Origin of the sequence: Natronincola ferrireducens (assembly GCF_900100845.1) — a bacterium.
Taxonomy (GTDB): domain Bacteria; phylum Bacillota; class Clostridia; order Peptostreptococcales; family Natronincolaceae; genus Natronincola_B; species Natronincola_B ferrireducens.
This window is the reverse complement of sequence record NZ_FNFP01000001.1, coordinates 1132226-1158128: the sequence shown is the minus strand read 5'-3', so window position 1 is coordinate 1158128 and position 25903 is coordinate 1132226. Positions and strand designations below refer to the sequence as shown.

The 25903-nt window shown below is 34.2% G+C and carries 21 protein-coding genes and 2 tRNA genes; 1 reads left to right on the top strand and 22 read right to left on the bottom strand.

Going from position 1 to position 25903, the window contains the following annotated elements; all coding sequences use genetic code 11:
- Positions 1-428 precede the first annotated feature (428 nt).
- The 7 genes from BLS22_RS05315 to BLS22_RS05285 all read right to left on the bottom strand — a co-directional run bounded on the left by BLS22_RS05315 (position 429) and on the right by BLS22_RS05285 (position 8397).
- Positions 429-513 (bottom strand) — tRNA-Leu (locus BLS22_RS05315).
- 238 nt (positions 514-751) lie between these two features.
- Entirely contained in the window at positions 752-2380 is a 1629-nt protein-coding gene (locus BLS22_RS05310) for a peptide ABC transporter substrate-binding protein (protein ID WP_090551376.1), read from the bottom strand.
- A 113-nt stretch (positions 2381-2493) separates the two neighbouring features.
- Positions 2494-3066 (bottom strand): lytic transglycosylase domain-containing protein, encoded by a 573-nt coding sequence (locus BLS22_RS05305; protein WP_090551373.1) that lies wholly within the window; start codon positions 3064-3066, stop codon positions 2494-2496.
- Positions 3067-3082: 16 nt separating this feature from the next.
- A complete protein-coding gene (coaE, locus tag BLS22_RS05300) occupies positions 3083-3682 on the bottom strand; it encodes a dephospho-CoA kinase (protein WP_090551370.1) in 600 nt (199 codons plus the stop codon).
- A 15-nt stretch (positions 3683-3697) separates the two neighbouring features.
- Positions 3698-6394 carry a DNA polymerase I gene (polA, locus tag BLS22_RS05295; protein ID WP_090551367.1) on the bottom strand — a complete coding sequence of 899 codons (2697 nt, stop codon included), beginning with the start codon at positions 6392-6394 and terminating at the stop codon, positions 3698-3700.
- A 136-nt stretch (positions 6395-6530) separates the two neighbouring features.
- Complete coding sequence (locus BLS22_RS05290) at positions 6531-7799, bottom strand: DUF4349 domain-containing protein (protein ID WP_090551650.1); 1269 nt, start codon at positions 7797-7799, stop codon at positions 6531-6533.
- A gap of 13 nt (positions 7800-7812) precedes the next feature.
- Positions 7813-8397 (bottom strand): RNA polymerase sigma factor, encoded by a 585-nt coding sequence (locus BLS22_RS05285; RefSeq protein ID WP_090551363.1) that lies wholly within the window; start codon positions 8395-8397, stop codon positions 7813-7815.
- A 720-nt stretch (positions 8398-9117) separates the two neighbouring features.
- Here BLS22_RS05285 and BLS22_RS05280 point away from each other — a divergent pair.
- A tRNA-Leu gene (locus BLS22_RS05280) sits at positions 9118-9204 on the top strand.
- Positions 9205-9409: 205 nt separating this feature from the next.
- Here the strand turns inward: BLS22_RS05280 and BLS22_RS05275 are convergent.
- From BLS22_RS05275 to BLS22_RS05210, 15 genes are all read right to left on the bottom strand, one after another.
- Positions 9410-9619, bottom strand: coding sequence for a hypothetical protein (locus BLS22_RS05275; RefSeq protein ID WP_090551359.1), 210 nt, complete (start codon positions 9617-9619; stop codon positions 9410-9412).
- Complete coding sequence (locus BLS22_RS05270; RefSeq protein WP_090551355.1) at positions 9612-10952, bottom strand: MATE family efflux transporter; 1341 nt, start codon at positions 10950-10952, stop codon at positions 9612-9614. The genes BLS22_RS05275 and BLS22_RS05270 overlap by 8 nt, the downstream gene beginning before the upstream one ends.
- Before the next feature lie 265 nt (positions 10953-11217).
- Positions 11218-12174, bottom strand: a complete 957-nt coding sequence (locus BLS22_RS05265) for an acetyl-CoA carboxylase carboxyltransferase subunit alpha (protein WP_090551351.1) — start codon at positions 12172-12174, stop codon at positions 11218-11220.
- Entirely contained in the window at positions 12167-12988 is an 822-nt protein-coding gene (accD, locus tag BLS22_RS05260; protein WP_090551346.1) for an acetyl-CoA carboxylase, carboxyltransferase subunit beta, read from the bottom strand. Before accD ends, BLS22_RS05265 begins: the two co-directional genes overlap by 8 nt.
- A 16-nt stretch (positions 12989-13004) precedes the next feature.
- Entirely contained in the window at positions 13005-14357 is a 1353-nt protein-coding gene (locus BLS22_RS05255; RefSeq protein ID WP_090551342.1) for an acetyl-CoA carboxylase biotin carboxylase subunit, read from the bottom strand.
- Between the two features lie 7 nt (positions 14358-14364).
- Entirely contained in the window at positions 14365-14841 is a 477-nt protein-coding gene (accB, locus tag BLS22_RS05250; RefSeq protein ID WP_090551339.1) for an acetyl-CoA carboxylase biotin carboxyl carrier protein, read from the bottom strand.
- A 414-nt stretch (positions 14842-15255) separates the two neighbouring features.
- Positions 15256-15426, bottom strand: a complete 171-nt coding sequence (locus BLS22_RS15050; RefSeq protein WP_176762059.1) for a hypothetical protein — start codon at positions 15424-15426, stop codon at positions 15256-15258.
- 172 nt (positions 15427-15598) lie between these two features.
- Positions 15599-16312 carry a purine-nucleoside phosphorylase gene (gene deoD / locus BLS22_RS05245; protein ID WP_330386465.1) on the bottom strand — a complete coding sequence of 238 codons (714 nt, stop codon included), beginning with the start codon at positions 16310-16312 and terminating at the stop codon, positions 15599-15601.
- 167 nt (positions 16313-16479) lie between these two features.
- The gene (locus BLS22_RS05240) at positions 16480-18738 is read right to left on the bottom strand and encodes a CehA/McbA family metallohydrolase (protein WP_090551335.1); all 2259 of its coding nucleotides are present in this window, start codon (positions 18736-18738) and stop codon (positions 16480-16482) included.
- A 32-nt stretch (positions 18739-18770) separates the two neighbouring features.
- On the bottom strand, positions 18771-19685 hold the full coding sequence (locus BLS22_RS05235; protein ID WP_090551331.1) for an ABC transporter permease: 915 nt from the start codon (positions 19683-19685) through the stop codon (positions 18771-18773).
- A 2-nt stretch (positions 19686-19687) separates the two neighbouring features.
- Positions 19688-20794 (bottom strand): ABC transporter permease, encoded by a 1107-nt coding sequence (locus BLS22_RS05230; protein ID WP_090551328.1) that lies wholly within the window; start codon positions 20792-20794, stop codon positions 19688-19690.
- A complete protein-coding gene (locus tag BLS22_RS05225) occupies positions 20781-22316 on the bottom strand; it encodes an ABC transporter ATP-binding protein (protein WP_090551326.1) in 1536 nt (511 codons plus the stop codon). Before BLS22_RS05225 ends, BLS22_RS05230 begins: the two co-directional genes overlap by 14 nt.
- 208 nt (positions 22317-22524) lie before the next feature.
- A complete protein-coding gene (locus BLS22_RS05220) occupies positions 22525-23607 on the bottom strand; it encodes a BMP family lipoprotein (protein ID WP_090551322.1) in 1083 nt (360 codons plus the stop codon).
- Positions 23608-23756: 149 nt separating this feature from the next.
- Complete coding sequence (locus BLS22_RS05215) at positions 23757-24494, bottom strand: GntR family transcriptional regulator (protein WP_090551319.1); 738 nt, start codon at positions 24492-24494, stop codon at positions 23757-23759.
- A 508-nt stretch (positions 24495-25002) separates the two neighbouring features.
- Positions 25003-25827 carry a MurR/RpiR family transcriptional regulator gene (locus tag BLS22_RS05210; RefSeq protein ID WP_090551315.1) on the bottom strand — a complete coding sequence of 275 codons (825 nt, stop codon included), beginning with the start codon at positions 25825-25827 and terminating at the stop codon, positions 25003-25005.
- Positions 25828-25903: the final 76 nt, after the last annotated feature.

The window sequence follows — 25903 nt, the reverse complement described above, 5'->3', positions numbered from 1 at the left end:
GTCGCAGCCTTTGTCGATAAACCTATTTTTCTCATAGTGACCTTTAACTTCACCTGATATTTAATCATATAAACACTCTATCTCTCCAGTATCGTATAAATCTGTTGATTTGCATTCAGGGCATCTTGCCGGAGCATCAAACTTATAACTCCCACCACATTTACATGTTCCAGCAAAACTTTCTACTAACTGGATTGTTTTATATTCACTCGCCACGATTTGCTAGTATGATATTAATTTCATCTCGCCCATTTTGGGGGTTCTGAATATTAGAAGTACCGTTCATGACACTCTTAATAGACCTACTACTATTTTCATCATATACAACCTTCTATACCCTCTACACTATTAAAGGATGCACAAGGCTAAATATGAACGTTATTTTGCACATAAAAAACTACCTTATAAATAGGTAGTTGAATTATTTTTGGTGCGGTAGAAGGGATTTGAACCCTTACGTCTATTGACATAGCCCCCTCAAGACTACGTGTCTGCCGATTCCACCACTACCGCATTTAAAGTTGTCCATAAACTTAGCGAATGAAACTAACAATAAAGTAACGTCATCACAAGATAGCGTGTCTGCCGTTCCACCACATCCGCAAGAAATGTGTTTTTTGATACTATAACATTATAATACGTTTATATTCCCATGTCAACCATCAATAGTCCCACATCTTTCCCTGTATCAACATCTTCAAGGTTTTATAAGGAGCCACTTTTATCCTGCAGCTCCTTATTGATTATAAAATTATTTTGTGTTAATATACCATTCTTCTATACCATAGAAAAGGTTATAATGACTTGGTTTAAATTCTCCTTTTACTTTATCCCTTACAACGATAGCACCGTTTTTGAAGAATAGACTAACATAGGGTAGCTCTTCTGCAATATGGATTTGTAACTGGCTATAGGCCTGCTGTTTTGCTGTTAACCCAGCAGCACTAAAAGCTTCTTCTAATAATTCATCCATTTCTTCGTTATTATAGGCAATAAAATTACTGCCCCCTAACTGTCGTGAATGAAAGGCAAAGGATAGATCTGGTAGGTAGGCTAATTCCCATCCTCCTAATACAATATCAAAGTTACCCCTAGCAATTCTCTCATTCAGTTCTTCCCAATCTAAAAGTTCTACATCTATTTTTATTCCTATAGCCTCAAGCTCATCTTCAATAAAAAAGACAGTTTTTTCTCTTAAAACATTGTTTTTATTAGAAATCAAAGTAAAGTTTAGGGTATCTCCATTCCCATTGCTTCTGGTGTTGTTTTCCCTATCAAGCTCATATCCACTTTCCTGTAGTAGTGCTTCAGCCTGATCCCTATTATAACCATACTGTAAACTTCCTTCATCATATAGCAATGATAAGGGATATATAGGGCCATCCACCACTGTACCGTGTCCTAAATATATATTGTTGATAAGCTTATGACGGTCAATCCCATAGGCTATGGCTTTTCTTATATTCTTATCCCTAAGTATAGAATTTCTAAAGTTCAATCCTAAAAACTCATAATTATTGGAAACATATTCATAGACCTTTACATTCCTATTTTCCATGTATTTTGCCCAATCAATGGAGATTGGCTGTGCCACATCGATATCACCATTTTCAAAAACAGACAATTGTGCTTCTAAGTCTGGAACAATGGTTACTTCTATATCTTGTATATAGGGGACTTGCCCCCAATAGTTTTTATTCTTTGTCAGCTTTATCTTACGCATTGTTTCATATTGATCTAATTGATAAGGACCTGTACCCACCATTGGAAAATTTGGGCTATTTAGCTTTTCAATATTATTTCCTTCAAACAAATGTTTTGGTAGGATGGGAAAGGTCATCACCTCTAGAGCATTGCTAAAGGGGCTAGAAAATGTGACATTGATTACGCCATCTTTTATTTCTCGGATATCAGAGATTTGCTGCAGACTTGTCCTGAAAATAGAAGTGCCTTTAGCATTTCTTATATTGCCTTTAATTAAATTTACAGTGAATATAACATCCTCCGCGGTTAAGGGTTTTCCATCATGCCAAGTTACTCCGTCACGAAGGGTAAATTGAATGCTTTGTCCATCTTGGGCAATAGTCCAGTCTATTGCTAATTTAGGCTTTATATCCATATTGGGATCAAAGGTAACCAATCCCTCATAAATTAAGTGATGTAGTTGAAATAAACTATAATTATTGTTAAAGAGGGGATTGAAGGTGTTAAATCTTGTTACAGATAGATTTAGGGTTCCTCCGTCTGCTGGTTCATAGTTTTCGATATTTTCTTTTGTTTCTTCTTCTTCAATAGGGTCTACTTCTTCTGTACTACAAGCAGTTAAAAATATGGATAAAATTATTAGAAATATTACAACCAGTTGTCTTCTTTTTTTCACCAAGTGCCCTCCTTTACTACAAGCAATTGCAATTGTTTTTCATTAATTATATATTGTTTATTATAATATATTTACCCTAATCGTGGAACCTAAAGAATCTTCCATTTGAAGTTCTAGTTTCCATAGAGCCATGTATAAATCCTATAGTCCCGTTGTACCTTTTTAAGATAAATTCTCGTTTCTCCAAAAGGTATCTCATCTAAAGTTTTTCCATCTCTACTGTATTCAGGATTTTCTAACCACCTACTTACATTTCCGTTTCCTGCATTGTAGGCTGCAATAATTAGCTGTAAGTTGTTATTAAATTCTCTGTGAAGTATATTCAAATACCAACAACCTATTTTTATATTCAAGTCTGGATTATAAAGCATTTCTTCCCTATAATCTTCAATAGACATTCTTTCAGCAGCCCAATTCCCCGTTATAGGTGCTATTTGCATCAAGCCTTTAGCATCCCTACGGGATAGGGCATAGGGATTGAACTTGCTTTCATTCCGGATAATAGCTGCTACTAAATAAGGATCTACCTCATATTCCGTAGCATAGATTTCAACAATATCTTTATAATGAAAAGGGTAAACAACCTTCCCCAACCATTTTCCATTTTGAAGAGCAACGATTACTGTGATAATTAAAATGATAGTTACTAGAATTTGTATAATTTTTTTAGAAAAAATAATTAGCAAAACAACCCCTCCAAAATTAACGCTTATGAATCATCCCCCATAATTCCTTCACTTGTTTTTCTAGTTCCTGTAGACTTCCTGAATTATTAATGAGTTTATCAGCATACTGAAGCTTTTCTTCCATAGACAGTTGTGTCGCTATGCGGTTATTGGCTTCATCTATAGTTAAATCATCCCGTTCCATCAATCTCTGCTTTTGCAAAGCTTTAGGAATTGTAACTAACCAAATTTCTTCAACCATATCCTTTAGTTCCGTTTCTATTAATAAGGCAGCATCTATTATTATAACAGGATTATCGTCATTTTGTTTAAGGTAATTTATTCTCTTTTTTATTTCTTCAAAGATTCGGGGATGTGTAATGCTATTAAGCTTTTCCAGTGCATAAGGGTTATTAAAAACAATAGTTCCTAACTTCTTTCTATTCAAATCCCCATTAGACCATAGAACCTCTTCTCCAAAATAATCTACTATATCCAGAAGTGCTGGTTTCCCAGCTTCAACCACTTCTCTAGCCACCTTATCAGCATCTATAATGATGGCTCCTAAATTTTGTAGTATCTTTGATACAGTAGTTTTGCCACTGGCAATTCCTCCTGTTAATCCAATAATTTTCATTTCCTTAACGACTCCTTACTTTGCATCATACCAAGTGGGCCCATAGGCTAAATCCACCTTTAAGGGTACCTTTAAATCCATAGCCTGCTCCATACATTCCTTCACAATAGTAGATACCGTTTCTAATTCATAGTTTGGACATTCTACGATTAACTCATCATGTACCTGTAGGATTAAATTGGCTTGAAAATTACCTTCCTTTAATCGTTTATAAACCTTCACCATGGCTATTTTTATAATGTCTGCTGCACTTCCTTGAATTGGTGTATTCATGGCAACCCTTTCTCCAAAGGAACGGATATTAAAATTTCTAGAAGTAATTTCAGGCAAATATCTTCTTCGATTTAACAATGTTAATACATAACCTTTTTCCTTCGCTATTTTTACTGTCTCTTCCATATATTTTTGTACTGAAGCATATTTTTCTAAGTAACTTTCTATATATTGTTTTGCTTTATATCTAGAAATATTTAAGTTTTCAGCCAATCCAAAATCACTGATACCATAGACAATGCCAAAGTTTACAGCCTTAGCGCTGCTTCTCATAGCAGAGGTTACCTCTTCCATAGGTACTTGAAAGATTTCTGATGCTGTTCTAGTATGGACATCTTGATCCTTTACAAAGGATTCTAATAGGTTTTTATCCTCTGATATGTGGGCTAACACCCTTAATTCTATCTGGGAATAATCGGCATCAATCAATTGATAATCCTGCTGAGCTCCAAAAACCTTTCTAAGCTGTCTTCCCAGTTCTAACTTTATGGGGATATTTTGTAGGTTAGGTTCTGTACTGGAAATCCTTCCTGTAGTGGTGACAGTTTGATTGAAATTGGAATGAATTCTCCCAGTAATAGGGTTCATAATGTTCAACAACCCATCTATATAGGTGGTTTTTATTTTTGTTACCTGTCTATATTCCAATATTTTAGGTATGATATCGTGCTTATCATAAAGCTTCTCTAAAACCTCAACATTTGTAGAATATCCGGTTTTGGTTTTCTTGATAGGAGGAAGCTGTAGCTTATCAAACAATATTTCCCCTAATTGCTTTGGAGAATTAATGTTGAAGGTTGATTCTGCTAACCTATAAATTTCCTCCGTTAGATTGTCAATCTTTTCTTTAAATTCTATTTTTAAATCCTCTAACATATGCTTATCTACTTGAATTCCTTTAAACTCCATGGAGGCCAATACCTCTGCTAAAGGAAGTTCTATTTCGTAATATAGCTCTAGAAGCTGTAGTTCTTTTATTTTTTCATCAAGAGTCTTTGTCAATTTATTGATTATTCTTACCTGTTGACATAAATAGGTTTGTAGTTTTTCTCTAGGTATGGCTTCAATCTCTAGTTTGTTTTTTCCCGTTCCCCTTAGATCTTCCTCATCCAATAGGTTTTCACCTAAATATTGAACAGCTAATTCCTTTATAGAGTAGCTGGATTTTGAAGGATCTATTAAGTATTCTCCTATCATAGTGTCAAAAACAATATTTTTTATCTCTATACCATAGGGATAAAAATGGAGTAACTCTTTTTTTATATCATGACTGACTTTCTCAATAGTATCATCTTCTAGCAGTTTTTTTACTAGGCCTATTAATTCATTTTCATCTTTATAATCACTAAAGTCTATGTAATATTGATTTTTTTCTCCAACAGCAATAGCTAGTCCTATTACTTTATTTTTTACAATATTTTTTTCTTCTGTTATAGATTTTAAAACCATAGTTTTTTCTTTTTTTATCTCTTTCATCATTTCTTCAAAAGCTTCTTTATGTGATATTGTTACTATACATAGATTTGCATTTTGTTCCTGTTCTTTTCCTTCCCCTTGATTTTCTCGTTTTTCATTGCCAATAATTTTATTAATTAAGCTATTGAACTCATACTTCTTGAATAGCTCCAACAATCTATCCCTATCAAATTCCTCTACCTTTAACTCCTCTATCTCCATTGCTACTGGAACATTAGTTACAATGGTTGCTAGCCTTTTACTTAAAATAGCTTGCTCCCTATTATCTTCAATTTTCTCCCTTAGCTTAGCAGCAGAAATCTGTTGGGTATTTTGTATAAGATTTTCCACTGACCCAAACTCTTTAATCAATTTAACAGCAGTTTTTTCTCCCACCCCTGGAACTCCAGGGATATTGTCGGATTTGTCCCCCATTAATCCCTTCAAATCTATAAATTGTAATGGTGTTACTTCAAAGTCCTCCAATACCTTTTTATCATCATAAATCTCTAGGTTGGATATACCTTTTTTTGTGATAAGAATCTTCGTATCTTGTGATGCTAGCTGTAGGGCATCTTTATCTCCTGTTACAATCAAACTCTCAAAGCCTTTGGCTTCACAGTATTTTGCTAATGTCCCTATTAAATCATCGGCCTCAAAGCCCTCTATCTCTATTCTATAAATCCGCAGAGCATCTAAAACCTCTTTTAAAGGCTCCATTTGTTCCCCTAGCTCTGGTGGCATCTTTTTCCTACCTGCTTTATACTCCTTAAATTCCTTATGCCTAAAGGTTGGTGCCTTTTTATCAAAGGCAACGCCAATATATTGAGGCTGATATTCCTCTATAACCTTGAAAAGCATGGTGATAAAGCCATAGATAGCATTGGTATGGTGTCCTTCTTTTGTCATCAGTGGAGGTAGTGCATAAAAAGCCCTATTAATCAAACTGTTACCGTCTATAATAATAATGCGATCTTTTTTCATCTTTTTCTTCCCTTCTATCAGTATTTATCAATATTTTAACACGTATTACCAACATAGTAAAATTATAATTAAACTTGTTACTAGTATTAACAACCGACACAAAAAAATGAGCTCCTATTTAGAAGCTCATTCAATCTTACTTTTTCTTTATCCATTTTTTGTAGGAGACGTAGCCCATAGGCCCACCTATTACAGCCAGTACAGCTAACACAGGTAATATCCCAAAGAACGTAACAACCGCTGCTTCAAACAATTTAATTATGCCATTAATGGAATTTACAAAATTGTTTTTTGCCCTACTCCATAATCCTTCCTGTAAGGGCTGTATCGCCACATTTTTATCCTTTACCTGCCGTATGTTAAGCTCTATGGTGGAAAGGGCTACAAGGTTATCGTAGCTTTTAAGGGTGCTAGACAAAGAGTTAATTTGGGTTCTAATTCGATTTAGTTCGTTTTCTACCTGTAGCAAATCCTCCACCCTATCTGCTCTTCGTAAAATATCCCGCAATCTTTCCTCTTGAATCTTAAGGTTCTCTACTTGATTATCAATATCTCGATAGGTTTCAGTAATATCTATGCCAGAGGTATTTTCCTCTATTGGAACACCTAGTGATTTTAAGTCTTCAAATATTTCCATAAAACCAGTGCTTGGTATCCTCAGCTCCATATTGCCACTTTTTAAGGATTCCTCTGGATTTTCACGATTTATGGAGTAATAATATACTTCATTAAGCTGTATATAGCCTCCTGACTCTTTCACTAACTCCAGTACCTTTCCATGGACCTCATCAAAGTTTTCTACTTCTAAGGAAATCCTTCCTTTTTGGATGATTTTCCTAGCGGTTTCAATTTTTAGGTTTTCCATTTCATTTGGAGGGGATGCGGTGAAACCCGTCCCTCCTGTGGGAATAGCCTTGTTTTCCTTATCCATTTCTTCTTCAGTTATAACATCCCCTTGAATATCAAAGAGTTCCCTAGTTTCTCCTCCATCATAGGCTGTCATGCCATATTCTGCAGCAGATTCCCTAGGTGCCATGTCTGCTGATTTCATCATGAAGGAGTTAGATCCCCTAAAGGATACATTAGTCAATATACTGGCTGACATTACCACAAGTGCTAATCCTGCAGCAATGCCTCCTGCCCACTTCCATTTTTTAGCTATAGTTTCTTTCTTTTTAGGTATGCTTTCTTCCCTCAGACGTTTACCTAACTCAACTGTAAAGTTTTTAGGTAAGGGTATTTCTTCTATTTCATTAACAGTGTCTATGACCATTTTAAAATTTTCATATTCCATTCTACAGCTTTCACATTGTTGAAGATGTCTTTCAAAATTCTGTTTTTCTTTTTCATCAAGATAGTTGTCTACATAGGATGATACATATAAATCAAATTCTTTGCAGTCCATTATATCCCTCCCTTCAAGTAGTTACTTTGAGTCTTTCATTTATTAATAGCTTAAGATTGCTTCTTCCCCGATTAATTCTTGACTTAACCGTACCTACAGAAACATTTAAAATTTCAGCTATCTCCTGATAGCTAAAGCCTTGAATATCTCTTAAAACAATAATCGTCCTCTGTTCATGGTTTAATTGGTTGATGGCATCGTGGATCATCTTTTTTACTTCTTTTTTTTCAAATAAACACTCCGGAGTATTTATTTCATCAGGTATTTCTCTTTGATAGCCTTCTTCCTGATACTGGTTGTCTATATACAGGACTTTTGCTTTTTTGTTTTTTCGTAGGAAGTCTATACATACATTGTTAACAATGGAGTATAGCCATGTAGAAAAACTACTGTTTCCTTTAAAATTATGAATGGAACGGTATACCTTTAAAAGGGCTTCCTGTGTCACATCATTGGCATCTTCGAGGTTTCCCAGTATGCGATAGGCTATGTTAAATGCTCTTTGTTGATAGGCCTTAATCAACAGTTCAAAGCTTTCAATATCACCCTGCCTCGCCTTATCTATTAAAACATCCTCTTGTTGATGCAAAAAACTCACTTCCTTCCCCTTCCTTCTATTGATTAGACGGAATATATATTTTTTTGTTCCTTAGGGTTATATATCTATTTTATCACAAAAAAATCAGTGGGTATCTACTGATTTTTTACAGTATACTTCTATAGTGTTTTTTCACTGAATAGTCCCACTTTAAAAGATTGTAATCAGAAGGCATAATATTGATAGCTTTAATATCGTATTCCTTTTCATAAATGATTTTTAGTCTTTTTGCTAATCTTTATCTATCCCATCATCTATAGGTTAGATAGCCTATAGCCACCATTATCATACCCCCTATTGCAATGGTGTTTTGGGTCTAAATAATATACTATAAAAGGATAATAACATGATCACTGGATCATAAATTTAAAGAATATTTTTTCTGATTAAACGGATATAATAACGCTGCACCATAGGACTTAAGGTAATGAAACAAAGTATGGGAGCTGCCCCTAAAAATGTCCATAGGAAAACCTCATAAAAGAAAAATGTACTATAGAAAAAAGTTAGGGCTAGAGTGATGAGGGTAGATGATAGAGTAATACCCAGTATTGAATAGGTTTCTACTGAATGATGGTTTAGAAAAACAAAGTTTACATAAGCCACGTTGTTTTTATTATAGCAAAGGTTTTTCTTCAATTATAGTTGTATTTTTTTCTATTAATTTTTTTATTGACAGAATAACACTTGTATGTTAATATTATTTTTGTAGCTTAACAAGCCGTGGTGGCGGAACTGGCAGACGCAGCAGACTCAAAATCTGCCGATGGCAACATCGTGGGGGTTCGATTCCCTTCCACGGCACCATACATATCCACACAAAGAGTGTGGATAGATAAAAAATAGACCATAGGGTCTATTTTTTATTTCATTTGCAATTTCAACTAAATCAATTTAAAACAAGAGACTTCAAATTCTGAAGTCTCTTGTTTTAAATTGCAACCATAAAATTTCTCACACTTCTCTCGTTAAACTTAAAACTTTTTTCTTCTACCTAAATATATTCTGTTTCCTATCCCCTAAACCTCTTCATCTGTCGATAGGTCGACTTTTGCTTATAGAGCCTTTTCATCTCCATAGCCTCCAGTCCCCTTAATTCCTTAGGGTTTAACTGCTGGATCTCCCTCTTTACATCTTCCACCTCATATACTACAGCTGTGATCCCTCCTGCCTTAGCAATATCTCTTAACCCTTGCTTCTTGCTTATTATTACACTATGCAAATACTACACGCATCCATTTATTAGAACGATATCTTTTTTGAATTAAAATCCCTTTAACCACTTCTTCAACAAAAACCGTTCCTACAACGAGAGGAAAAGGCATTTTAAAGACATAACCCATTAGAAAAGTAAGGGGAATACCAACAACCCACATGGCACTCCCTTGCAGTACGGTACTGTAGAGTGCATCGCCACCACCTCGATGAACACCTACAATCATTATCATATTCATCATTCGAAGTGGAAGCATCAAACTATAAATTTTTAATATGGATATTACCATGTTTTTAACTGTTAGGGAAACATTGAAGATCATTGCCACAGGACCTGCAATAACAAATAAAAGTATCGATAAAAACACACTGACTTTTACAGCCATCGTCCTAATCTTTCTAGATACTTCCATAGCTCGGTCTAAATTACCAGCCCCCACTTCATTACCTACCACAACTAGAGCTGAATAAGCTAAACCAAAAGCAACCACCATAAACAAATTCATTATGGTACTACAAATTTGCATGGAGGCAGCAGCTTGAGTCCCCAAGCGAGCGTACAGACCAACATAAGTAACCATACCTATTCCCCAACAGGCTTCATTAAATAAAACAGGATATGTTACTTTTTTTAAGGCCTTTTTCATATTTTTTTGCATTCCAGTAAAGTCGTTAAAGCTTAGTGCTAATTCTGGAACAAATCGGTATATAAAATACACTAAAATTAAACACTCCAAAATTCGTGCAATTAAAGTTGCCAATGCTGCCCCTTGTACAAACATGGGACTAAAGCCAAGTCGGCCAAAAATTAAAATGTAGTTTAAAGCCCCATTGATAACCAAACCAAATAAACTACCATACATTGGTATTTTTGTATTGTTGATGCTTCGCAAAGCTGACGCCAAAACAAAAGAAACACTGGTAAAAAAATACCCCCAAAGTGTGATGTTTAAATATTGTACCCCATTGCTTACAATGTCCAGATCCTTGTTAAATAGCTTAATGATTTGTTCAGTGAAGCTGCTTCCAAGTAAAATAAATACCCCCGTTAAAAGCGTAGCTGTAATTAAAGACCGTCCTAAAACTTTTTTTATGGACTGTTTATCTTGTCCCCCCCATAACTGGGCAATTAAAACACCTGTGCCTCCAGCTATACCAAATATAAACAGTGAAAATAAAAAATAAAATTGATTGGCAATACCCACAGCAGCCAACTCTGTTTCTCCAACAAGACCAATCATAAATGTATCCAACAAATTCAATCCCGTAGTGATTAGATTTTGCAAGACAATCGGTAAGGTTAATGAAAACAAATACCTATTAAATGATTTTTTATTCATTTTTATTGATACCTCCTTATTTTTCGCAAAAAAAGAACATCCCCTTGAGTTTTTAAAGTGGATGTTCAACACTTGGCCAAATTGGCGTTTTTTTAGTTTTTAACATTAAAAATTATACAGAATCTTTTGCCTCATGTCAATATAGATTTGAATCGGTATATCAATAATCTATATCAGTATTTATTTTTCATAAACACTAGCTCCCCTAGATAGAAACATCCCTCAAAACATTAGCTTGAGGGAATGTAACACTTATCCAGATTGTTTAACTATCTTGCCAAACTCCAATTTTTCTAAGTTTTTCATATCTTTGGTCCAATAATTCTACTTCATTTAACTTTTTTAGTTTTTTTACTTCATTCAATAGACATTGTCTTAAATTATCCACTGTCAAATTAATGTCCTTATGTGCTCCACCTATAGGTTCTTTTATGACACCATCTATAACTTTTAAATCGTATAGATCCTGGGCCGTCAGTTTCATAATATTAGCCGCCCTTTGAGCAAGGTTGGAGTCCTTCCATAATATACTCGAAAGACCTTCAGGGGATATTACTGAGTATATAGAATGTTCTAGCATATAGACTCTATCAGCAACACCAAGGGCTAATGCACCACCACTTCCGCCCTCACCAATAACAATTGATATAGTCGGTGTTTTTAGTCTGCTCATATTCATAAGATTGATGGCTATTGCTTCTCCTTGACCTCTTTCCTCTGCACCTAAGCCACAATAAGCTCCTGGTGTATCTATAAAGGTTATGATAGGTCGCTTAAACTTTTCTGCTTGCCTCATTAATCTCAAAGCCTTTCTATACCCTTCAGGGTGTGGCATCCCAAAATTTCTCTTAAGATTTTCTTCTAATTCTTTTCCTTTTTGATGACCGATCACGGTAACGGGTATATCCTGAAACATGCCAATCCCCGCCACTATAGATTGATCATCCCCATAAAATCGGTCGCCATGGAACTCAGTAAAATCAGTTATTAATTTTTCAATATAATCTAAAGCCTTTGGTCTTTCTTGAAGTCGTGCCAGTTTTACTTTTTGCCATGGACTTAACTTTTCATATACTTCTTTCCTCATAATTTCCAACTTTTTACTTATGATATCTATTTCATAGGTTAAATCTATGCTGTTTTCCTTGGCGAAGCTTTTAAGCTCTATAATTTTATTTTCCAATTCATTAATTGGTTTTTCAAATTCTAATATATTATTCATATAATTCACCACCGATCGTGTGGATTCTTAAAATTTTAGATAGGACATCTCCCATATCCTTTCTGCTTACGATTTTGTCAACAAATCCTTTTTCTTGTAGAAATTCTGACCTTTGGAACCCCTCAGGAAGTTTCTGTTTAATGGTTTGCTCAATCACCCTCGGACCTGCAAATCCAATTAGTGCTCCTGGTTCTGCAATGATTATATCTCCTAACATAGCAAAGCTTGCAGTAACACCACCAGTTGTTGGATCTGTTAGGACAGAAATATATAATAACCCTTCTTCAGATAATTTAGCTATGGCAGCAGATACCTTCGCCATCTGCATTAACGATAATATCCCTTCTTGCATCCTAGCACCACCAGATGCTGTGAATATAATAAGGGGAAATCTCTTTTCAATAGCCTTTTCGATGGCTCTTGTAATTTTTTCTCCAACTACAGATCCCATACTCCCCATCATAAAGCTTGGATCCATCACACATACAATACAACTTTCTCCGTGAATTTTCCCTTCGCCTGTAATCACAGCCTCATTTTCATTGGATTTTTTAATAACTTCAGTCACCTTATCGGTATAACCTGGAAAGTTCAAAGGGTTAGCCGCTGTTAATCTTACATCATATTCTATAAAAGTACTTGGATCTATTAATTCGTTAATTCTATCTCTAGCACTAATTCTTTCTATTTTTTCTGTCTGTAAATAACTATTTTTAGTAGGTTTAATATTTTCCCTAAGTGAAGTTATTTTCTCCTTATTATCAGTTAAACTTACTGTTACATAGTTCTTTTTACCAAAGACGTCCTTTAACATATATCCACTTCCTTTACTATAACTTCACACTTACTATTTTTTTCTCAATAAATGACGTATCTATTTTATTCTCAAGAAAGCTTTCATTGTCTAATATTCGCTTTTGAAACTCAACATTTGTACTTATTCCTGTAATTACTATCTCATTTAAAGCTCTTTTCATTGTATCTATTGCTTCATTTCTATTCTTTCCCCATACAATCAGTTTTCCAATCATGGAATCATAGGTAGGCGGTACAGTATAACCACTGTAGATATGGCTATCTACCCGAACACCATATCCTCCTGGAGAAAAATATCCCTCTATTTGCCCTGGAGAAGGCCTAAAGTTATCACTAGGATCTTCAGCATTTATTCTACACTCAATGGCATGACCATTAGGTTTTATTTCGTCTTGACTAATATTTAACTTTTCTCCATAGCTGATCTTTATTTGTTCTTTTATAAGGTCAATACCGGTAGTCATCTCTGTTACTGGATGCTCCACTTGTATTCTTGTATTCATTTCTATAAAGTAAAAATTATTGTACTTATCTAATAAAAACTCTATTGTTCCTGCATTTATATAGTTAACTGCTTTAGCAGCACGAATTGCTGTCTCACCCATTTTATTTCTCAATTCTTCACTAATTGCGGCACATGGAGCTTCTTCTATAACTTTTTGATTTTTTCTTTGTATAGAACAATCTCTTTCCCCTAAGTGAATTGTATTTCCATAATTATCAGCCAATATTTGAAATTCTATATGTCTAGGCTCTTCTATAAATTTTTCTATATACATAGAGTCATCATTAAAAGCCGTAATAGATTCTGATTTTGCCATGTTGAATTTTTCAATGAATTCGTCTTCTAGGTGTACTATTCTCATTCCTCTTCCACCACCACCGCTGGCTGCCTTAATCATGACAGGGAAACCAATTCCCTTGGCAATCTCCAATGCTTCTTCAGCTTTATTAGTACTTCCTTGGGATCCAGGTACAACAGGTACCCCAGCCTCTATCATTGTTTTTCTAGCCTCAGATTTATTCCCCATTTTCTCTATATGTTCTTTATAGGGCCCAATAAATTTGATGTTATTTAAGTTACATGCATCTACTAGCTTTGAGCTTTCAGAAAGAAATCCATAGCCTGGATGTATAGCTTCACATTTTGTAACCATAGCTGCAGTAATTATGCTATCTACATTTAAATAGCTTTTTTTAGATGGTGCAGGTCCAATACAAATCGCTTCATCTGCCAGATGTACATGTACTGAATTTGTATCCATTTCTGAGTATACTGCTACCGTCTGTATTCCCATATCTTTGCAAGCTCTAATGATCCTGAGGGCTATCTCTCCTCTATTGGCAACAAGTATTTTTTTAAACATCTAAGGCCTACCTCCTGATCCTAATTAAAGGTTGTCCATATTCAATTATCTCTTCATCTTCCGATAATATTTCGATAATCTCGCCTGCTGACTGGGATTTTATTTCATTCATCATTTTCATAGCCTCAACGATACATAAAGTTTGACCTTTTTCCACCTTATCTCCTACTTTGACAAAAGGTAGTGACTCTGGACTTGGTGCTGCATAAAAGGTTCCTACCATAGGAGATTTTACTATATATATATTTTCATCATCAGTGACAGCACTACTATCTTCCTGTTTATCCATTTTAGGATTTGAATCATCAGTCTCCATCAAATCTTTAGATATTGTACCGTCTCTAAGTTTTTCTATGTTTAATTTATTTGCATTTGTCAACCCTTTGTTGATCCTTAATATAATATCACTTTTTTCTATTTCTACACTCTCTATACTTGTTTTATCTATTGTTAATATCAAATCTTTAATGTCCTTTACATCCATCTAAAAAGCCTCCTTTAATTTATAAATCACTACTTGCTTTATTTATAAAAGCAATCTTAATTTTATTTTATATTTTATTACCTGGTACTAATACTTGATATTATATCATAGTGTTGATATTTAATTCAACTACATCAATTAATTAAATAAAAATTTATAAATTATAATAGGTCTTATGAAATTGTCCTACGGATTTTCTGTTTTTTAATTGCTTTAACACTTCATTCATAGGGAGTCCTCCTCTTATGAACTTGTTAGTATCATCATTCCAGCAGTATAGGTAAAAACCTTCTACAATTGATAAAAAGCTATCGAGGTAAGCCTCAATAGCCTTAAATTTCCTTAAGTATTTATATAAAATATATGGTGATTATATAATGTCTTCTCGAAAATCTCCAACTTAACTACAAGCATTTACAGTCTCTGACTAAGGGATTTTTCCAGTATCCCCAGAAGCTTAGGCATAATTTTAAATGGTGTATCCACCTCCATAGGTGTTTCATCAGGTTGTGCAGTGTCTTTAGCCCCACCCCAGCTAAAGGAGCCATCTCTACTCTCTACAGCCATAATTGCATGCCTGACCATTAGCTGCTTTCAGAAATCCTGCAGCAGCTTTGTTTTGGTACTGTACTTCATAAAAAGCTCCTTTCCAACATAGAATTATTTGCTAATTTTTGTTAGAAAGGAGCTTTTGTTTTCACTAAATTATAGATTGTTTTACACTACCCATACCAACTATTGATAAAAATCCTTTTTTCTACTCTGCCATTTCTAAAGCAATCTTCATCATATTGGTAAATGCATTTTGTCTTTCTTCAGAAGTTGTTACTTGTTGAGTTGCTAGATTGTCAGACACAGTAAGTAAGCATGATGCCTTTTTCTTAAGTACCTTTGCATTATGGAAAAGGGCAAAAGCCTCCATTTCTACAGCTACACAACCATGTTTTTCATAAATTTCCTTATATTCTTCAAAGTTTTCTCTATAAAACACATCAGAAGAATGTATTCTTTCTATATGCATCGGTATTCCTAAATCATTTGCATATTTCATAAGGCTTTCGTTTAATTCCGGAGAGCCTTCAATGACATCACATTCATAACCACCTTGTACTTTAGCATAGCTAGATTCACTCCAGACATCCTTTGCCAAGATTACATCATACAGCTTTACATGTGGAGTATAGGCTCCACAAGATCCAATTCGAATAATGTTTTCTACGTCATAAAACTTATAAAGCTCATAGGAATAAATTCCTATGCTAGGCATTCCCATACCACTGGCCATAACGGAAATCCTTCTTCCTTTGTAGGTTCCCGTATACCCTAAAACATTTCGAACACTATTAAACTGTTTTACATCTGTTAAAAATGTATCTGCTATAAACTTTGCCCGCAGGGGATCACCCGGCATTAAAACGGTTTTTGCAATTTCATTCTTATTTTTTGATTCTATATGTGGCGTTGGTATCATCATATTTCCTCCTTTGCAATTTAATACGCACACCCTACTATTAAAACTAAATTTAGGTTAGAGAATTTAATAATAGTGCTTACATTGTTGTTGTAATTAGAATTTTATCTTGATTTGTAAATTTTTTCAAGCCTTAAATAATTTATTTACATAATGTGTTACACTAATTATTCACCTTTATAATCAACCCAAATAGGACTAGCCCATGCTCTATGATCATCGACTTGTTTCACAGCTACATAATACCATGCTGTTTTCTTATCCACTACATCTTCTAACTCCAATTCTACCTTTTCATTATTTGGGCTTACTGATTTGAATGTAGTGCCATTCTTAACTACTCTTAGTTCCTCTATATTATTTGTACCAAGCACACGTATCTTTATCTTAACCTTATCTTCTTCACCTACAGTTAATTCAGAACCCATTGGACTATCATTTATACTGAACTCCATAAGTATTCTAGCTCCTGTTGTAGCAAATGTTCTTCTATCATATAATGAATCAAATATTGATTCTCTTGTTAAGTCTTCCGAATACACTGCTACTATTCCACCTTCGATACCATGTTCCATTTGATGTGAATCACTACCTGCAGTAAACCCAAGACGGTACCCCCGGTTTAGTGCATCAACTACTGAGTGGTTTGGCATCTGTGGAATATTTTTAGCGTATTTGGATTCATATTTAAAATATTCAAATGCAGCATGCCTTGAAAATATCTCTACCAATCTTTGATGTTCTTCATTGTAATAAGCCCAATCTGTAGCAGCACTAACCATCCCCCAATCTGCCGATGGATGGTGTGGAAAAGCTAATGCCTTTTTACCTTTTAGTGAATTAAATAATCTATCGGGATTATAACCATTTTCTTCAGTTGAACGAATTGCTGGTCCATCTTCATCTCTAAAATAAATATTCTTGTGGCCAAAATCGTATTTGTATTCATTTGGGGTCCATTCTAAAGCTACAAAAGTCACCATATCCTGTGGTTTATTAAAAATATTTGCATAAGTCTTCATTAGAGCCCATTCGGAAGCTGAAATAACATCAGGAAAGCAGTCATGATCCGTTAATGCTGTAAAATCTAAATTGGCTTTATGTTTAGCAATATGATAATATTGGTCTATTTCTCCCAAACCATCTGACATGCTACTTTGGCCATGTATATCTCCCCAGTAAATATTATATTTGCTAAATGTTTCTTCTTTGCTTCTCCAGCTTAACTCTTCCTTTTTTGAATGACAATCTAATGACTTCTCTGAGGATATAGGAAGAACAAACTGGTCTTGATGCATTTCAGAAGTTCTATCACTTAATTCATGTATTGTATCAATTTCTAAGGCTCTTACTACAATTTTAGCATTTCGCTGATTATGTCCATTACCTTCTGAATTTTGCCATACAACCCATAAATTATTATCTGAGTCAACCTGACACTTCGGTCTTATTTCAAAGTTTCTCTCTGTAGGTGTAAAACAAACTGGATCAGACCATTTATTATTATTGTCTTTTATTCTAATATGCATCCTTCGTTGACCCCAAGTATAGGGAAATACAACTTTGCCATATTTATCAGTTGCTAGATCCAACGTTGTATACCAATCCATTGCCCCACATAACTTACAAACATTTTCCTTCACTATGCTAGTATCCTTTAAAAATACTTCTGCTGTCCAATAGGAAAATGTAGCAGATCCCCCCATATCATACCAATTAATTACTATTCCATCTCCAAAAGGGGTTAATGAGGGGGCAGTAGACCAATCATCACTTTCACTTATAATAATTTCTTCACTAAATTTATATCCATCCCAATACTTACATTTTACATCATAATTTTTCCCATTAAATTCATCATATGCAACCCATAAATTTCCATCTCCACCAACAACCGCCTCTGGTCGATATGCTTTACCATTACAAGATACTTTTATTGTTTGGGACCACTCTGATCCATCGTATCTTTTAGCCAATATATAGGATTTAGAACCTTCTTGACTTGTCCAAAATAACCATAAATCATTTCCTGCCCCTTTTGCTAATACAGGATATAATTCCCCTTCACCGTCACTTATTGATATAGCTTCTGTCCATTGATTCATGCTATAATTAGATACCATGATATTCCATTTATTGTCTATATACTCTGCCCATGTTAACCATGCTGTATTGTTATAAATAGTTATCCTAGGTTTCAAGGGTTGTCCTTCTGTTGAAACTATATCTCCTTCCACAACACCACTTGTCAGTATGTTTTTTCTATTATCTTTTCTTACTCTTATAACATCCTTCCCATCTTCATAACTTTGCCATGTAATAAATATATCATCATTGGATGTTATAGCTATGTCTGGATACTGTGAACTAGATGTGTGTATATCGGTAAGTGTTGCTATTTCACTTATTTTATCAATCTTAATCATTTAAATCCCCCTCACAATATTAACAATTTTTATTAATCTATGTTTTTTCCCATTCCAGCAGGTCCTTTAATATGCTGAACGCCAAAAGTCAATACTAGTAATGTTACTACATACGGAATCATTTGAATTATTTGATTTGGTATATGTCCTCCTTGCAATGTCATTTGTAGAGCATCTGCAAACCCAAAAATAATACCACTACCGACAATTCCAAGGGGATTAAATCTCCCAAGAATATTTATAACAACAGCTATGTAGCCTCTACCAGCAGTCATTTCTCTAACAAATAAACTTAAATGATCTATGGAAAGATAAGCTCCTCCAGCACCTGCTAAAAGTCCACAAACTATAACTGCTATATACCTTACTTTCTTAACGTTAATACCTACTGTACTGGCTGCCTGTGGATTTTCCCCCACCATCCTTAGTCTTAGACCAAATGTTGTTTTGAACATAACGATCCAAGAAATTATAACAACAGCTATAGTAAAGAAGAACAAAATGGACTGATTAATAAAGATGCCTCCTATTAATGGTAAATCTGATAATCCTGGAATCGTAATCCTAGGTAATCTAGGAGTTGATGGAGAATTTCCTCTACTGTCCCAAACCAATTGTAAAAATAATGTTGTTGATGCTATTACTAATAAATTTAATCCTATTCCACTAATAACATGATTTACTCGATAACGAGTTGTAAGCACTCCATGAAAAAACGCAATTACGCCTCCTCCAATCATGCCACATAATAGTCCTATCCATGGATTTCCAGTATAATAAGAACCTATTGTAGCAAAAAAAGCACCAGATAAAAGCATCCCTTCAAGCCCTAAAGCCATGACACCACTCCTGGCTGAGAAGGAACCACCTACTGCAGCAAGGATAAGTGGGATACTCATACGAATTGTGGAGGCTATAATAACGCTTATTGTATTATCGATATTCATATCTATTCCTCCTTTTGTTTAATGTTATTTTTACCTTTTGAAGATACGTTTGTTATTTGGCGTACCAGTAATGGGGCTGCAACAAATATAATTACAAGGGATTGGATTATCCCTACTATATCTGCTGGTATATTTGTAATACGATTTAAAGTCATAGATCCAGCCCTCAATGCACCAAATAAAATACCCGATAAAATAACACCAAGAGGATTGTTTGCTGCTAAAGCTGCAACTGCAATACCATCAAAGCCAAACCCTGCTGAAAAGTGATCAACAAATCTTCTTTGTACTCCTAATATTTGAGTAGCGCCTGCAAGACCTGCTATAGCACCACTTAAGAACATTGTATATAAAAGAATCCGTTTTGTCTTTATACCAGCAGTTTCAGCTGCTTTTGGATTAAGTCCTACTACTCTTACTTCATAACCAAATAATGTTTTTTTAAGCATATACTCTATTGAAATAGCAGTTACAATTGCTATGATGAAGGCTATAGTAATCTGGGATCCAGAAAATAATCTAACTAAAGTTGCTGAAGGTAATATTCGTTCTGTTTGGGCTACATGGCTTCCTTCTGCCTTTAATGGATAATTTACTAGATAACTAGTAAAACTTATAGCTATAAAGTTTAACATGATAGTTGTTATCACTTCGTTAGACCCAAATCTAACTTTAAGAAACCCAACTAATGCCCCCCATAACCCTCCAGCTATGATTCCTGCTAATAACGCTAAGGAAATATGGATAATCATTGGAAGACCACTTATATAAACCCCCACTAGGGCCGCACTAATGGCACCCATATAAAGTTGTCCTTCTGCTCCTATATTAATTAATCCAGCTTTGAAAGCCACTGTGAAGGCAAGACCTGTGAATATAATAGGTGTAGCTTGTACCAGTGTTTGGAAAAAAGCTCGTGCATTACCAAAACTACCTTGATATATACCATTAAAGACAACAATCGGCGAATAGCCATTTAAAAAAATTATTATAGAACTTATTCCTAAAGCCAAAAGAAAAGATATAAAGGAAATAGTTACGTCTTTAGAATTAAGAACTTTAGACAAGATGTTCTTTGTTTTATTGTTTATCTTACTAATTACTGACATATTTACCCTCCTCATGTATATTAAGGGTGTCTCCCGTCATTAGTAAACCTAATTCCGCTTCTGTGAAATCATCACTAGCCCTTTTCTCAACAATCTTCCCTTCATAGATAACAGCAATTTTATCACTTAAAGTTCTTACCTCATCTAAATCAGCTGATATCAAAAGTATTGCTTTTCCTTGATCCCTCAAGTCTAATAACCTATGATGAATATATTCTATAGCGCCTACATCAACACCTCGGGTAGGCTGAGCAGCAATAACTAGTTGGGGATTCTGACTAAATACACGGGCTATTATTACCTTCTGTTGATTTCCACCTGACAAGGACCCTAAGTGAACATCACAGTTTGGAGATTTTATTTTAAATTCCTCTTTAAGCTTATCAGCATAAGAATTTATTTCTTTAGTTTTAAAAATTCCTTTATTAACAAACTTTTTCAATCTATGATAACCAAGAATTAGGTTATCTTTGATTGTCATATCATGCACAGCCCCTCTTAGACCTCTATCTTCTGGAATATGTCCAATCCCTTGTTGTATAAAATCTATAGCGTGTCCTTCTATCTTTTTATCTCCTAGGAACATTTCCATACTATCAACTTCACATAATCCTGTAAGGGCCTCTATCAATTCAGTTTGACCATTCCCCTCTATACCAGCAATCCCTAGAATTTCGCCACTATGTATGCTTAGGTTGATATCTTTAAGTTTATATATATTTTGATCTTTGATTGTTAAATTTTTTACTTCAAAAGCTATATCTCCTACTTTTTCTGCACGTCTTTTTACACCTAATTCTACTTCACGGCCAACCATGAAAGTTGCAAGTTCATCTACTTTTGTTTCTGCAGGCTTTATATCAGTTTGTATTAGATGACCATCACGGAGAACAGATATTCTGTCTGCCAGCACCATAGTTTCCTTTAATTTATGGGTAATGATTATTACACTCTTACCTTTATTTCTTAATTCTTTTAGCATTTCAAAAAGTTCATCAACTTCTTGAGGTGTCAATACAGCTGTAGGCTCATCTAATATTAAAATATCTGCACCACGATACAAAGCTTTAAGTATCTCTACCCGCTGTTGTTGACCAACTGATATTTCCTCTACCTTTTGTCTAGGATCCATACTAAACCCTAACCTTTTGATCATACCTTCTACTTCTTTAACAGCTTTATCCATATCAAAAAAAGGACCCTTATGTGGTTCTGCACCAACTACTATATTTTCAGTAATCGTTAAAGCTGGTACTAGCATAAAATGCTGATGAACCATTCCTATACCTAGGTTTATTGCATCATTTGGACCTTTAATTTTCACTTCATTGCCATTGATTTTAATTACACCTTTATCTGGCTTCTCTATACCATATAAAATTTTCATTAAAGTTGTCTTTCCAGCACCGTTTTCCCCTAATAATGAATGGATTTCTCCCTTTTTTAAGGTAAAGTCTACATTGCTAAGGGCTTTTACACCAGGGTAGGTTTTAGAAATTCCATACATTTCTATGATACACATTTAAAATTGCCCCCTTACTAATGATAATACCTTACTGAACTTCTATAGGATTTTATCTATTAAAACATCTATTATAAAAGTTTATAGTCTATTTAACTAGCTGTATTTATCCTCCATACTAATAGAACGCTTAAATAATCCTAATAATAAACATAGGCTATATTGATTTAAATACTATATAACCTATGTTTATCACTATAGTAATTTCTTATTGAATATATTTATTATTTTGTGCCCACTCTTCTACATCTTCAATTGCATTTGGTAAAACTAGTTCTCCTGAAACAATATTGGTTCTAATGGCTTCTAATATTTCTAAGAAATCCTGTGGTAAAGAAATATTACTTTGTTCTACTGAATACCCTACTGCATTTTCTGCAATACCCCAATTTTTATCTCCTGGTGTCCAGTCTCCGTTAATTAGACTTTCTATTTCTTGATATATAATTTCATGTACATTTCTTATTGAAGTGGCTACTACTACATCTGGATTTATGTAATTTTGATTTGCTCCAACTCCTATGGCATAGCGATTTTCATTGCTTGCTGCCTCAAAAACTCCAAGTCCAGAAGCACCTGCTATATGTTGGATAACATCTGCACCTCGACCATACATAGATAATGCTATTTCTTGTGCAGTACCTGGGTCATTAAATGCACCTACTACCCCTTGTAGAATCTCAACAGATGGATTGATATACTTAGCGCCAGCCATAAATCCTGCTACTCCAGCACGGAGGAATGGTGCATCCACACCAAGTACAACACCTACAATGTTTTCCTCAGTGGATAAAGACTCATCTGATTGAGTTAAATATCCTGCAATAACTCCAGATAAAAAGGTCTGTTCCTCCCAGCGAGTTGAAATTGCACTTACATTAGGCATATCACCCATATCAGTATCAATGATTAAAAAGTTTTGTTCAGGAAAATCCTGTGCCACTACTTCTAAGGCATCCTTCTGATCAAACCCTAGAGCTATAATTAAATCATATTCACCACTTTCTGCAAAATTACTAAGTTGACTTTCATAATCCCCTTGGGATTGTGGTTCCCCGTAGTGGAATTCTATTCCTAATTCTTCCTTTGCTTTTGCTAATCCGTCGTAGGCCATATCGTTAAAATTCTTGTCTCCACGACCAGCAGTAGTAAACACTAAAGCCACACGTGCTGATTCTTCTGATGACTGTCCAGGTTGTTGTTCTTGATTGCCACAACCTATTAAACTAAACATTAATGATCCAATAACTACTAACATCACAAAAAACTTTACTCTCTTCTTATTAAACATTTTAATCCTCCTATTTTTAAGTAATATTATTTATTAACATTAACTAACCTCAATTATTAGTGAAAGATTAATTAATATAACCATTAATAATTTTTTCTACTAGCCTTTATTTCTAAGCCGATTTTTATAGCTGTTGCTCCATTGCATCATTACTTAGTTGTAATAAAAAATTTAGCTTTATCTCCTCTTACAATCATTTCAGAAAATACCCCCGATCCGTCAGTAAAAAGAACAGTTCTTTTTATTGATAGTGCAGGTGTGCCTGAGGGAACATTTAGATAATCAGTAAAAAAATCTGCTATAATTATTGGTTCGATATAAACCGTTACTTTGTCAACCTCTACATTATATTCACTTTTTAAAACTTCATATAAAACTAATGTATTTAAATCTTTTTTTAAAATATCTTGGTACTTTTCAAATTCTAGATATGTTGTTTCAATAGCAAAAGGCTCATCATCAACTAATCTCAACCTATTAATTACTAGAACCTCTTTAAAATCATCTAAATTCAGGGATTTTTGTATCTGTTCAGATGGTCTTAATATATCTTTTTTAATCAATGAGGAGCTAGCACTAAATCCTAAGCTTTGCATTTCTTTAAAAAAACTAAGTTCTCCCAAAAGGTCCTTATTAATTTTTGAGGATTTTACAAAAGTGCCCTTCCCTCTTTTTTTATAAATAAGATTTTCCTTTTCTAATTCTTGAATAGCTTTTCGTACAGTAGTGCGGCTTACATCAAATATTTCACACATCTCATTTTCAGAAGGAATTTCTTGGTCTGGCTGCCATACACCATTATTGATGTTTTCTTTTAATATCTCTTTTATTTGATAATATAAGGGTATTATACTGTTCTCGTTCAATTCCTTATTAATAACTATCACCTCCTATCATCTTGTCGGGTTGTAGGTACAAGTTAATTTTGAATATTTCTTGTTTTTGTTCTTCTAAACAAATATACATATCCCCTACTACATCCTATGCGTTAGATAATATTCTACATATTTCGCCATAATCCTTCTAAAGTTTTGTTTTTTTAATAAAGTATTTTAAAAATTATATTAGTATCTTACTTGTTATTTATTATTCCTAATGCAAGCCTGCTTCTGGAGGAATACTCAGTAACTTGAGTCGTGGAAATTTTAAATATCCTTATTGATTTACAATTAAAAGTGATCTCCCATCTGAGTAGATTCCAAAATTAGTCATCTTAAAAAGCCAATGTATCCTACTTAGCCATAATCAGCTTTACTGAAGGCAAAGTCTGACATCCTTAAAAATAAGGTCCCAATAAATAATAATCCACCAGCTTAATTGATGGATTATTGTTTGGTTTCCTGATTAGTCTGGTTCCCCAAGGTTTTTCAGTGGACTCCAAGTAATCAAGAAATTTTAATATAGCTTATTACTTACAGCTTCAGCTGTCATAGCCTTGAATTTTTTAGCGTTTTCATAGTTCTTCATGGTAACTCCAGTACATATTAAGTCTATAACAAAGATTTGTGAAATTTTAGCCACCAATGACCCACTATCAAGGGGATTTTCCTTTCCTGATGTTAAAAGCACTAGGTCAGAGTATTTTGTTAAAGGAGATTTTATATGACTGGTAATAGCCATTACAAACGCTCCATTATTCTTGGCAACCTTAACCGCATCTACTATGTCCTTGGTGCTTCCCGATAAGCTTATGGCAATAATTACAGTGTCTTTATTGGTTGAACAGGACCGCATCATTTGAAAATGAGGATCTGTTACTACACTGATATTTTTCCCTATTCGTAAAAATCTACTTTTCATATCTAGCGCTACGATTCCAGATAGACCTATTCCATAGACAACGACATCATTTGATAAATTGATTTTATCAATGACATCTTCCAGTGTGTTTAAGTCAATAATATTATAGGTATCAGCTATTGCTTCTATCATATTGTTCTTTATCTTCTCTACATAGGTTTCATCACCACTATTCTTGGTAACAGTTGATAAATCCTGGGCCACAGCTAACTTAAAGTCCTGATACCCCTCATAACCAAGTTTTCTACAAAACCTAAGTATAGTAGCTTCCCCCACTTGACATATTTCAGCTAATTCAGTCAGAGAATGATACATTACTTTTTCAAAATTATTTATCACATACTCATATAGCTTTTTTTCTGATTTAGTATAATCTATTTTATATTGTTCAAGAAGTAAAGAAAGTTTGGTTGTATTCATCTTATCACTCCTAATTGACTATCGTGTTTTTCTTCTATATATAATCATTATTTTAAGGTTTATCGATTTGTTATAC

Excerpts from the sequence above, each read along its gene's own strand:
- accB (WP_090551339.1), bottom strand. The coding sequence starts at position 14,841 with ATGGATGTAAAGGACATTAAAGATTTGATATTAACAATAGATAAAACA.
- polA (WP_090551367.1), bottom strand. The coding sequence starts at position 6,394 with ATGAAAAAAGATCGCATTATTATTATAGACGGTAACAGTTTGATTAAT.
- BLS22_RS05290 (WP_090551650.1), bottom strand. The coding sequence starts at position 7,799 with ATGGACTGCAAAGAATTTGATTTATATGTATCATCCTATGTAGACAAC.
- BLS22_RS05225 (WP_090551326.1), bottom strand. The coding sequence starts at position 22,316 with ATGTGTATCATAGAAATGTATGGAATTTCTAAAACCTACCCTGGTGTA.
- BLS22_RS15050 (WP_176762059.1), bottom strand. The coding sequence starts at position 15,426 with ATGGTCAGGCATGCAATTATGGCTGTAGAGAGTAGAGATGGCTCCTTT.
- BLS22_RS05220 (WP_090551322.1), bottom strand. The coding sequence starts at position 23,607 with ATGTTTAATAAGAAGAGAGTAAAGTTTTTTGTGATGTTAGTAGTTATT.
- BLS22_RS05255 (WP_090551342.1), bottom strand. The coding sequence starts at position 14,357 with ATGTTTAAAAAAATACTTGTTGCCAATAGAGGAGAGATAGCCCTCAGG.
- BLS22_RS05210 (WP_090551315.1), bottom strand. The coding sequence starts at position 25,827 with ATGAATACAACCAAACTTTCTTTACTTCTTGAACAATATAAAATAGAT.
- BLS22_RS05265 (WP_090551351.1), bottom strand. The coding sequence starts at position 12,174 with ATGAATAATATATTAGAATTTGAAAAACCAATTAATGAATTGGAAAAT.
- coaE (WP_090551370.1), bottom strand. The coding sequence starts at position 3,682 with ATGAAAATTATTGGATTAACAGGAGGAATTGCCAGTGGCAAAACTACT.
- BLS22_RS05230 (WP_090551328.1), bottom strand. The coding sequence starts at position 20,794 with ATGTCAGTAATTAGTAAGATAAACAATAAAACAAAGAACATCTTGTCT.
- deoD (WP_330386465.1), bottom strand. The coding sequence starts at position 16,312 with ATGATACCAACGCCACATATAGAATCAAAAAATAAGAATGAAATTGCA.
- BLS22_RS05240 (WP_090551335.1), bottom strand. The coding sequence starts at position 18,738 with ATGATTAAGATTGATAAAATAAGTGAAATAGCAACACTTACCGATATA.
- BLS22_RS05235 (WP_090551331.1), bottom strand. The coding sequence starts at position 19,685 with ATGAATATCGATAATACAATAAGCGTTATTATAGCCTCCACAATTCGT.
- BLS22_RS05270 (WP_090551355.1), bottom strand. The coding sequence starts at position 10,952 with ATGAATAAAAAATCATTTAATAGGTATTTGTTTTCATTAACCTTACCG.
- accD (WP_090551346.1), bottom strand. The coding sequence starts at position 12,988 with ATGTTAAAGGACGTCTTTGGTAAAAAGAACTATGTAACAGTAAGTTTA.